Source organism: Endozoicomonas sp. YOMI1 (assembly GCF_024606345.1).
Lineage (GTDB): Bacteria > Pseudomonadota > Gammaproteobacteria > Pseudomonadales > Endozoicomonadaceae > Endozoicomonas.
In genome coordinates this window covers 1-8,520 of record NZ_JAHHPM010000480.1, presented here as the reverse complement: position 1 = coordinate 8,520, position 8,520 = coordinate 1, and the positions used below count along the sequence as shown (strand labels likewise).

Sequence of the window (8,520 nt, the reverse complement as noted above, 5' to 3'; positions counted from 1 at the left end):
TTCACCTCACAAAACCGAATTTTTATCCTCAATTTTCTGCCATCCTCGCTACGGGTTCGCCTAGACGGGCGCTATTCTCGGACAGCCTCCTAGTAACTGCTGATCATTCGGGGCAGGCTGGCGTGCCACGGATTATTGTGGTCACCAAAAGCACTCAGAATTTACCGGCAGGCCAACGTTGCATTGGCCGGGACCTGAATGCTCTCATTTTCATGCGGCGGAGTTCCTTCTTTCAAAAAGTGTCCCCTATCTGGCAAGGAATTCACATTTCCAACAAAGTGTCATCCTATTCTCATATTGCTTTTCTGCTGCCCTTGAGGGCTACAATACCGTTGCTTTGTTTACAGGCGATTACGCTTTTTAACTCGACTTTCTGGCGGTGTTTACGTATTTTGATCCCTATTTACTATCCGGCCATGATAAGTGGACTTCATGAACCCGAATTACCTGGATTTTGAACAGCCCATTGCTGAACTGGAAGCCAAGATAGAAGAGCTTCGGCTGGTCAGCAGCGATGCAGAGCTGAATATTACTGAAGAGATTGCCACACTCCAGGATAAGTGCCGCAGTCTGACGGATGCCATTTTCAGCAACCTTTCTTCATGGCAGGTGGCTCAGCTGGCCAGACACCCCAGAAGGCCTTATACGTTGGACTACATTCGTCATATTTTCACCGAGTTTGATGAGCTCCATGGTGATCGCCATTTTGCCGATGACCCTTCCATTGTTGGTGGTATGGCTCGTCTGGATGGTAGACCAGTCATGGTAATTGGTCATCAGAAGGGGCGTGAGATCGAGGAAAAAGTTCGCCGGAATTTCGGTATGCCCAAACCGGAAGGTTACCGTAAAGCCTGTCGTCTGATGGAAATGGCTGAACGTTTCAATATGCCCATCCTGACCTTTATTGATACGCCGGGAGCATACCCCGGTATTGGTGCCGAGGAACGTGGGCAGAGTGAGGCAATTGCTTACAACCTTGCGGTGATGTCGCGCTTGAAAGTGCCAGTGATTTCCACCGTGATCGGTGAGGGTGGTTCCGGTGGCGCATTAGCCATTGGGGTTTGTGATCATCTGGTGATGATGGGTTATTCAACCTACTCTGTTATCTCTCCTGAGGGCTGTGCATCCATTCTCTGGAAAAAAGCCGAGTATGCTTCTACTGCCGCTGAAGCCATGGGGGTAACTGCCGGTCGTTTGCAAAAGCTGGGTCTGGTGGATACCCTGGTGGAGGAACCATTGGGTGGTGCGCACCGTGATCCTGAAGCAGCGGCTGCCAGCTTGAAAGCAACGCTGGTGGATCAGCTGAACATCCTCTCGGCACTGGACAGCGATACCCTGTTGGAAAAACGTTATCAGAAAATCAGGGACTTTGGGGCGCTTTGATTTCGAAAACGATGGCAAAAACGGTCGCAGAAAAGAGTCTGGAGATCACTTCCTGTCATCCACTCAGTCCTGAGTGGATGCTTAATCAACTATCTTCAAGCCTACAGCTACCAGTATCTGAATGCCCTTTAACGGTTGCATTCAGTGGTGGTGTTGACTCCACTGTTGTACTCCATTTGCTGACCTGCCTGCGTGACCTGGAAGGTATCTCTGATGTCCGCGCCGTTCATGTTCATCATGGTTTGAGCCGCTATGCTGATCAGTGGGCTGAGCACTGTCAGTCTCTATGTGAGCAGTGGCAGGTACCTCTGACGATAGCCAGAGTTTTTCTGGAAAATAACGGGCATGGTTTGGAGCAGGCAGCCAGAGATGCTCGATACCAGGTATTTGTCGATGCCGTAAAAGAGGGTGGCTGTCTGTTGCAGGGGCATCATCGTGATGATCAGGCTGAGACGGTTTTGCTCAGGTTATTCAGGGGAACCGGTGTTGATGGTATTCAGGGGATTCCTGAAAAAAGATCCCTGGGTAATGGGCTGTTGTTACGGCCCTTACTGAATGTGCCTCAATCGGCAATTGACGAATATGCCTGTGCAAATAACCTCCAATTTATTGAAGATGACAGTAATACGGATGAACGCTTCTCCCGTAACTTTCTCCGTCGGCGACTGATCCCCATGGTTGAAGAACGCTGGCCGGGTGCGTCGGAACGATTGGTTGAATTTGTGCGGGAAGTGGGGCAGATCAATCAGACCGTACAGCAACAAACTGCCGAACAGTTGGCCGTGTGTATTGATTATCGCCCGCAATGGCTGCTTGACCGGCAACCGCTGATTAATCTGGCAACTCTGCAATCCCTCGATACCAGCTCCCAGCGGCGAGTGGTTCGCGAATGGTTGAAACGGCAGGGCATACAACCTCCCTCCAGAGAAACCCTTGAACAGATCTTTGGTGAAGTTGTTGAGGCTCGAATCGACGCCGAGCCTCTGCTGAAAGTTACAACTCGCTTTACCCTGACTCGCTATCAACAGATGCTGGTGGTGCTGGATGAAGAAGTGAGCTTACAGGCATTTGAGCCCATGATATGGGACTGGCAGAATGAGCCGGAAGTGGTGTTGGGAGACCGGTCTCTGATCTGCAGTGCCAAACAGGAGCACAATGGTCGCGCCATCCGACTGCCACAAAAAACGTTACTGATAAAACGTCGTTGTCATATATCAGGCGATGAAAAGTTTGCCATTGCTGGGCGGCAAGGTCGAAAAACTCTGAAAAAATGGCTGCAGGACTATAAAGTGCCACCCTGGCTTAGAGAATATCTGCCATTGGTGTTTGCTGGTGGCCAAATGGTAGCTGCTCCGGGTCTCTGGCGTTGTGTTGATGAAAGCTGTGTTGATGACTGTTCTGGCAACGTTGACGGTATTTATCTAAGCTGGAAAAGCGTCAGATAACCTGAATCCCCTTCGGAAAACCGAGGGGGCTTAGGTGACTGATTATCCAACAATTAGCCGGATAACGGTTTTACGTTTACTGCCGGTTTTGGTATCCTGATATCCCATCTTGAGACTCTCTTTTCACCCCGCTTTAATTTGATTCACAGCAGGTAAGCATGACGCGTTATATTTTCGTCACCGGCGGTGTTGTTTCCTCGTTAGGCAAAGGCATTGCATCGGCATCTCTCGCCGCCATTCTTGAGGCACGTGGTCTCAAGGTGACGATGCTCAAGTTGGACCCTTACATCAATGTTGATCCGGGTACCATGAGCCCTTTCCAGCATGGCGAGGTTTTCGTTACCGAAGATGGTGCCGAGACTGACCTGGACCTGGGGCATTACGAGCGTTTTATCCGTACCACCATGAAGCAGGGTAACAACTTTACCTCTGGCCGGATTTACCAGGACGTTCTGCGTAAAGAGCGTCGTGGCGACTATCTGGGTGGAACGGTACAGGTTATTCCGCACATCACCGATGAGATCAAGCGCCGGGTGGTTAAAGGTGCTGGTGATGCGGATATCGCCCTGGTGGAAGTAGGGGGTACTGTTGGTGATATCGAATCCCAGCCATTTCTGGAAGCCATTCGTCAGCTCAAGGTAGAGCTGGGATCTCAACGTGCCATGCTGATGCACCTGACCCTGGTGCCTTATATCAAAACCGCCGGTGAGACCAAAACCAAACCAACCCAGCATTCCGTTAAAGAGCTGCGTTCGATTGGTCTTCAGCCGGATATCCTGGTATGTCGCAGCGAACATTACATTGATGCCTCGGCCCGCCGCAAGATTGCGCTGTTTACCAACGTAGAAGAGCGTGCGGTTATTTCCCTGGAAGATGCGGACAGTATTTACAAAATTCCGCGGATGCTGCATGAGCAGGGTCTGGATCAGATCATTGTGGATCGCTTCAACCTGGGCTGTCAGCCAGCGGATCTCTCTGAGTGGGACGATGTGGTGGATCGTGAGTTTAACTACTCCGAAGAGATCACCATCGCCATGACCGGCAAGTACATGGAACTGCTGGATGCCTATAAGTCGCTGATTGAGGCGATCAAACATGCCGGTCTGAAAACCCGTACCAAGGTCAATATTCGTTATATCGACTCTGAAGCCATTGAGCAGGATGGTCTTTCCGTTCTGGCAGGGGTGTCTGCCATTCTGGTGCCTGGTGGCTTTGGTCACCGTGGTGTTGAAGGCAAGATCCAGACCGTGCGCTATGCCCGTGAAAACAAGATTCCTTTCCTGGGTATCTGTCTTGGCATGCAGGTGGCGGTCATTGAGTATGCCCGCCATGTTGCCGGCCTGGCAGGGGCGAACAGTACTGAATTTGATCGTCAGGTTGCCCATCCGGTGGTTGGTCTTATTACTGAGTGGATCGACGCTGATGGTATGGTTGAAAAGCGTGACGAGGGTTCTGATCTGGGCGGCACCATGCGTTTGGGTGCTCAGAACTGTAACCTGGTTGCCGGTACTCACTCCCGTGAAGCCTATGGCCAGGATATTATTACCGAGCGTCACCGTCACCGTTATGAAGTGAATAACCATTACGTTGAGGCACTGAAAGACGCTGGTCTGGTAATCGCCGGTCGTTCAGAAGACAACAGTCTGGTAGAGATTGTTGAGGTTTCGGACCATCCATGGTTTGTAGCCTGTCAATTCCACCCGGAATTTACTTCAACGCCTCGGGATGGCCATGGCCTGTTTTCTGCCTTTATTCATGCAGCGCAGACTTTTAAGCACGGTTCTCACTGAAGCTGACCGATGATACCTGTTTTTGTAGCTTTTTTTCTGGAAAGCCTGAAGGAACGTTTGTGAAAAGCAAAATTGTTGATGTTAATGGCATTCAGGTCGCTAATGACCTGCCGTTTGTCCTGTTTGCCGGGATGAACGTGCTGGAATCAAGAGACTTGGCCATGAAAGTGGCGGAAGAGTATGTACGGGTTAACGAAAAGCTCGGTATTCCTTATATCTTCAAGGCTTCCTTTGATAAGGCTAACCGTTCATCAATTGCCTCCTACCGTGGTCCGGGCATTGATGAAGGGTTGAAGATTTTTCAGGAACTGAAAGCGACCTTTGGCTTCCCGGTGATTACCGATGTCCATGAACCTCATCAGTGCCAGTCTGTGGCGGAAGTGGTGGATGTGATTCAGTTACCTGCGTTTCTGGCCCGCCAGACTGACCTGGTAGAAGCCATGGCTAAAACCGGTGCGGTCATTAACATCAAGAAGCCGCAGTTTCTCAGCCCTGGCCAAATGGGGAATATCACGGATAAATTCCGTGAAGCGGGCAATGACCGTTTGATTCTCTGTGAGCGTGGTGTGAACTTTGGCTATGACAACCTGGTGGTTGATATGCTTGGTTTTCATACCATGAAGCAGGTGAGCGACGGTGCACCGGTTATCTTCGATGTGACTCACTCGTTGCAGTGCCGTGATCCAATGGGTGCCGCTTCCGGTGGTCGACGGCACCAGGTCACTGAACTGGCCCGAGCTGGTATGGCGGTTGGTCTGGCAGGACTGTTCCTGGAAGCTCATCCTGATCCTGACAACGCCCGCTGTGATGGCCCTTCAGCACTGCGCCTGTCCATGCTTGAGTCTTTCCTGACTCAGATGAAAGCACTGGATGATCTGGTTAAATCATTCGAAGCTCTGGATACTCACTAAGCACAGGTGTTTTCCTCAGAACCTCTTGTTTTTGTTCAGAAGCGGGAGTTTTTTTATGAAAAAGGAACTTTTTCTGTTGCGTGAGGTAATAATAGCCAGGGTGGCTATTTTTTTTAACTCTCAGTAAATTGAACGGTAATCATAAGCCCGTTTCTTTCACCATCTTTGGTAGGGTTGGCTTCTGATTTGTTATAGTTAATGAACTATTGTTTTTAGTATTAGTCATATGTTTAGTAAATGAATCAGGAGTGCTTTTATGAATTGGATGAGCCATACCAATAAATATTCAATCGATGGTTCTCACAATGATCCTTTGAAATATCTCTTTAATAATGAGGATCCTGATTATTCAGGGTCAGTAAGTCGTGATGTTTTGTTTGTCGGGCACACGCTTCAGAAAATCAAAGAAGAACCCATTTCTCCTCTTGAGAGCCCCCCCTCGCAGTTCAGTTCATTTTTTAATAGTCCATTATCCAGTTTCGAAATCAATGCTGTAAACACAGATCCTGAAATGCCCCGTCCTCTGATTTTCAATGAAGGTGCAGTTTCTGTTTCAACAAGTGAAAGTACGGGCAAGTCTCAAAGCAGGCCATTGAACGACTGCTTGACGGGTACTGATCAGACGCACCGGGAACAGGCAGAAATAGAGTCACTCCCTACTATCGAAAGCAGAACCAGAGATATTAGTCAAAACAACCGGCTGCCAGTTGCTGATACTGAATTATCACCGAGTAATATTGACGAATCTAACAAGAAGAAAGCTGGCAAGAGTAGGAAACACAAGGGACCACGCTTGACAGGGGTCAGTAAGCAACGACGCATGGCCAATAAGCGTGAACGGGACCGCGTACATGTATTAAGGGTTGAAATGAATGTTTTAAAAGAAATGCTCTGTGAAAATTATTTCCCCACAGCGATAGTTGCGTCGAAAATCACCAGATTTGAAACATTGGTGGGAGCCATTAATTATATAAACCATTTGAATGAGTTGCTGGCTGATTCTCAGGAGCAATCATGGATAAATCCCATGTAGCGGATAATGACAGATCTATGAGTTCTTCAGATAAACGCTTTTCGAATGGCTAAAGTCCCAGCAAGTCAATCAGGGGCTTTCTGCTTTCAGGCCCGTAAAATACTGCACCAACAGGCACCCTGTTTTCGGTTTCTTCTTTTACCAGTGCAATAATTTCAGCGCTGGCCAATCCTCCACAGAGTTCAATCATCTGGACGCCGTTGTTCTCAACCAGTTCTCTGGCGATATCCGCGGCGGTTTCCTTATGGTTCATATCAACGGATACACAATAAAAGTGGGCTTTTTCGGTAATATTTTCCTGTATGGACGAGGTTTGTAATCCGGGCATGGCATAGATAAAAGCAAACTTCATATGTACTCCTTTTAATCCTGTGTCAGGCAAACTGGATTTGTTGAAAAGTAAGAAATGAAATTTTGGCAGAGGATAAAGGAAGTGCAAGAAAGAATACCAGGACCAGAAAAGCACTAATACCCATGCAGTGTAAACCTTTATCCCCATGCTCGCGTGGGAATGCATACCGGAGCCTGCTGAATGTGGAATAATCTGTTTCTGCCCGGAATTAACTCCGTGTAGGATACTATCAAGAAGTCAATGATGAAGTCTAAGCAGCTTCCTTAGCCTGAATTCGTGACCTGGTCAGGGTAGGGTGGCAGCGTCTACGTAGCCAGGCTTCACAGCGAATAAATAATTATTTGAAAGCTCCCTGGAGAAATCTTCCATAAGTTGGCACATGGTTCGCCCATTTCATGTACTGTACACAGCCTTGTCCGGGCTCACGTGTACATACACAGACAAAAATGAGGGGTCTCGGATAAAGATTTCACTGCAATTGTGCTGAAAAGTCTGTTCAAACTGATGAGCAATCACGTTACTCATGTAAAAATCTTTAACGTCAGCCTTACCGCTTTTAAAATTTTTTTCGAATTCCCATTGTGTCCGGGTAAAGAAGTTGTTGAACTCGTACCTCCACAGGTTTCCATTCTCCAGCAGCCCGATACCATCGGTTTTGGTCAGTCCATTTGGGGCAAACGTGGTGTTGGTCCGCTCATTCATGACGGCAAATTTTGCGGCATACTTTTCTTTCAAATACGACAGCCGATTACGGATTTGCCGGTCCCACCGGATTCTGTCCTGGTAATTCTGGAAATCAGTGCTCAGCGAGTTCTCAATTATCCGTTTCCTGACCGTTCCGTCTATCTCCCGTGGAAGCAGGGTCCCAAGCTGGTGTTCAAGCAGCCGACGCAGTTCCGGCTGTTGGCTTTCATCTTCTTCTGCCAACCGGACAATCCGCCCGTCCGCCGTTATGCCAAGGGTGTTCAGTGGCTCATTGCCGGCGTTGGCTGTCAGATAGCGCTCAATTGACCGTGTCGTTTCTTCATTCGTTGCCGCAGTGGGGTTCATTGGGGTATATCCTTCCGGGTGAGATTCAGTGACGGGGGCCAGTACCGGCAACGCCGATACCTGTTGCAGATTGTCTTTCTGACCAGGCAGCATCCGATTGCCTGTCAAAGTCTATATTCAGTCTTGAAGCATTGCGTTGTCTGGCCATCATCATATTTTTTTGTTCCGGCACGTGCTTGAGTGCTGTCTCTATATCGAGGTGTTCCACTCGGGGAGGTGGGCTAAGTAGTTTCTCCTCCTGCTGATGCATCCTCATCTTGACCGCTTCAATGATATTATTGCCTTCTTCATTGGTTATGCTGCATACATACTGATGGCAGCAATAATGCTTCACAGGTGTTATGGTTTTCGGACGCATTTACTCTGGTCCCCTTTTATCCAGGATGTCCATTCACCATTCCAGCGCTTTGCCAATCCATTAGCCCGGGGCAGGAAAAAAGCCCGCAACTAACCGGGAAAGACAAACTCCGTTCGTCCTGAAGCGGAGTCGAAGGGCGTACACCATACCCTGAATAAAGACTGTGCCAATCACCCTTCGACTCCGCTCAGGGTGAAC

Annotated in this window: 9 protein-coding genes; 6 read left to right on the top strand and 3 right to left on the bottom strand. The window is 48.8% G+C overall.

Annotated features, from left to right (window positions below):
• The 6 genes from KDK15_RS16870 to KDK15_RS16845 form a co-directional block, all read left to right on the top strand.
• A partial coding sequence (locus KDK15_RS16870) for a hypothetical protein (RefSeq protein ID WP_257296557.1) occupies positions 1 to 458 on the top strand: 458 nt, incomplete at its 5' end.
• Positions 433 to 1,383 (top strand): acetyl-CoA carboxylase carboxyl transferase subunit alpha, encoded by a 951-nt coding sequence (gene accA / locus KDK15_RS16865; RefSeq protein ID WP_257296556.1) that lies wholly within the window; start codon positions 433 to 435, stop codon positions 1,381 to 1,383. The genes KDK15_RS16870 and accA, both read left to right, overlap by 26 nt.
• Positions 1,380 to 2,828 carry a tRNA lysidine(34) synthetase TilS gene (gene tilS / locus KDK15_RS16860; RefSeq protein WP_257296555.1) on the top strand — a complete coding sequence of 483 codons (1,449 nt, stop codon included), beginning with the start codon at positions 1,380 to 1,382 and terminating at the stop codon, positions 2,826 to 2,828. Before accA ends, tilS begins: the two co-directional genes overlap by 4 nt.
• Positions 2,829 to 2,986: 158 nt before the next feature.
• The gene (locus KDK15_RS16855) at positions 2,987 to 4,618 is read left to right on the top strand and encodes a CTP synthase (RefSeq protein ID WP_257296554.1); all 1,632 of its coding nucleotides are present in this window, start codon (positions 2,987 to 2,989) and stop codon (positions 4,616 to 4,618) included.
• A 59-nt stretch (positions 4,619 to 4,677) separates the two neighbouring features.
• Complete coding sequence (kdsA, locus tag KDK15_RS16850; protein ID WP_257296553.1) at positions 4,678 to 5,529, top strand: 3-deoxy-8-phosphooctulonate synthase; 852 nt, start codon at positions 4,678 to 4,680, stop codon at positions 5,527 to 5,529.
• 256 nt (positions 5,530 to 5,785) lie between these two features.
• Positions 5,786 to 6,562, top strand: coding sequence for a helix-loop-helix domain-containing protein (locus KDK15_RS16845; protein ID WP_257296552.1), 777 nt, complete (start codon positions 5,786 to 5,788; stop codon positions 6,560 to 6,562).
• A gap of 49 nt (positions 6,563 to 6,611) precedes the next feature.
• Here KDK15_RS16845 and KDK15_RS16840 read toward each other — a convergent pair whose 3' ends face one another.
• The 3 genes from KDK15_RS16840 to KDK15_RS16830 all read right to left on the bottom strand — a co-directional run bounded on the left by KDK15_RS16840 (position 6,612) and on the right by KDK15_RS16830 (position 8,322).
• Positions 6,612 to 6,914, bottom strand: coding sequence for a DUF6506 family protein (locus KDK15_RS16840; protein ID WP_257296551.1), 303 nt, complete (start codon positions 6,912 to 6,914; stop codon positions 6,612 to 6,614).
• Positions 6,915 to 7,307: 393 nt separating this feature from the next.
• Positions 7,308 to 8,057 (bottom strand): hypothetical protein, encoded by a 750-nt coding sequence (locus KDK15_RS16835; RefSeq protein ID WP_257296550.1) that lies wholly within the window; start codon positions 8,055 to 8,057, stop codon positions 7,308 to 7,310.
• A complete protein-coding gene (locus tag KDK15_RS16830; protein ID WP_257296549.1) occupies positions 7,990 to 8,322 on the bottom strand; it encodes a hypothetical protein in 333 nt (110 codons plus the stop codon). Before KDK15_RS16830 ends, KDK15_RS16835 begins: the two co-directional genes overlap by 68 nt.
• Positions 8,323 to 8,520 lie beyond the last annotated feature (198 nt).